This window comes from Streptomyces sp. NRRL B-24085 (assembly GCF_001282115.1).
Classification (GTDB): Bacteria; Actinomycetota; Actinomycetes; order Streptomycetales; family Streptomycetaceae; genus Streptomyces.
In genome coordinates, this window is the sequence record NZ_LJBR01000269.1 from 1 (window position 1) to 1,698 (window position 1,698).

General features: G+C 74.1%; 2 protein-coding genes. Both read left to right on the top strand.

The genetic code is table 11. The features are described 5' to 3' along the window. The first annotated feature begins 283 nt into the window (after positions 1-283). On the top strand, positions 284-628 hold the full coding sequence (locus AOJ26_RS27425; protein ID WP_053851036.1) for a DUF1330 domain-containing protein: 345 nt from the start codon (positions 284-286) through the stop codon (positions 626-628). Between the two features lie 82 nt (positions 629-710). Beyond that, a complete protein-coding gene (locus AOJ26_RS27430; protein ID WP_234358686.1) occupies positions 711-1,196 on the top strand; it encodes a hypothetical protein in 486 nt (161 codons plus the stop codon). Positions 1,197-1,698 lie beyond the last annotated feature (502 nt).

Sequence of the window (1,698 nt, forward strand, 5' to 3'; positions counted from 1 at the left end):
GCGGTGGTGCTCGGCGGCTGGTCGAGGTGGGGGGTGGTCGGGCGGTGGATTCCGGCGGCTGTGCGGGGTGTGTGCTTCGCGGATGTGCGGGGTCGTACTGCCGGTCGGAGCGGTGGCCCCTGGCGTGGGGTCTTCGGCGGCTGGGCGCGGTGGCGCGGTGGGGCTTGTGTCGCCGAGGGGACCCCTGAGGTCGCCGGGCGCTTACCCCTCGGGTAATCGACCCCCGTTCGCCCCGCGTGTCAGGCTCATCCGGGTACGGAGCCCCACCGAACAGGAGGACACCATGACCGCCTACGGCATCGCCCACCTGCGGGAAGCCGCGCCGCATCCGGAGATCGCCGAGTACATCGAGCGCATCACCGCCACCTTCGAGCCGTACGGCGGACGCTTCCTCGTGCACGGCGCGCAGCACGAGGTGAAGGAGGGCAGCTGGCCGGGTCACGTCGTGGTGATCGGGTTCCCCGGGATCGCGGAGGCGCGGGCCTGGTGGGACTCCGCCGCGTACCAGGAGATCGCGCCGCTGCGGTCACGGCACATCGAGGGCGACATCATCCTGGTCGAGGGCGTTCCCGACGGCTACGACCCCGCGGTCACCGCGAAGGCGCTGCGGGACTCGCTCACGTCGTGAGGGGCGGTCGCGCTCCCCGACTCCCGTGACCCACGGGGCTGTTGGATACTGGGGCGCCAGCACAGGGAAGGGGGAGGTTCGCGTGCCGGACGGACGTGAAGTGGACCAGTCGGAGTTGCTGGGCGTCGCCAAGGACGAGGAGCGGGCCCGTAGCCTGCTCCGCGCGCTGCGCACCCTGAGCACCGGACCCGATCCGAAGCTGCGGGAGATGGCCCGCGGGGTGCTGCGCGGCGACCTCACCGCCGAACAGGCCTTCACCGACCCGGAGTACACCGCCGCCCTCTTCTCCGGCGCCGACAAGATCCGCCGCGCGGGGGAGCAGCGCACCGACGCCGAGGCCCGCGAGGCGAGCGAACGGTTCGGTGCGTGGCAGGAGGCGCGGAGCGCCGAGGACGAACACGAGGGGCCGGGCCAGGGCCCGGGCGAGGGTCACGGCCAGGGCCAGGGCACGTCACGGTCCGACGTGGGAACCCGTACCGCCCCTCCCCAGCCCTCGGGACCTTGGCGACACTCCGGCCCAGGCGGACTGGGCGGACCGGGCGGCTTGGGTTCCTCGGCCCGACACTGAAGCGGTGGGGGCGGCCGGGGCTGCTTCGACTGCCGCGCGTCGAGTCTCTGCGACCACCGCTGAACTCGGTCCAGGTGCACCAACCGGGGTTCCCATGACCGACGTTGAGCGCCGGGCGCGGCCAGGGCTGGTCGACCGTTGCCGAGCGTGCTGTCGCCCGCGCCGGGCCGTTCCGGTCGCCGTCGCACTCCTGCCCCGGGTTCAGCACCGGCCCCGCGCTCCTGTCGCCGACGTTGTGCGCCGGGCGCTGCCAAGGCAGGTCGGCCGCCTGCGAGCACCGGCGTCCGCGCCGGGTCTTGACGAGCGCCGCTGAGCTAGGGCCCCGGCCTGACGCGGGCCCACTCAGGGTGAGAGCGCGGCCCGGACTGCTTCGGCCGCCGCCGAGCGCTGCCGCACACCACAGACACCTGCGACCACCGCCGAAATCCGGCCCCGGCTCCAGTGTCGGCCCCGGCCCCGGCGTCCCTCCCCGGCGCCCTCCGGACATCGTCCGATCCCGGTC

Coding starts and splice junctions, on each gene's coding strand:
- AOJ26_RS27425 (WP_053851036.1), top strand. CDS start 284: ATGACCGCCTACGGCATCGCCCACCTGCGGGAAGCCGCGCCGCATCCG.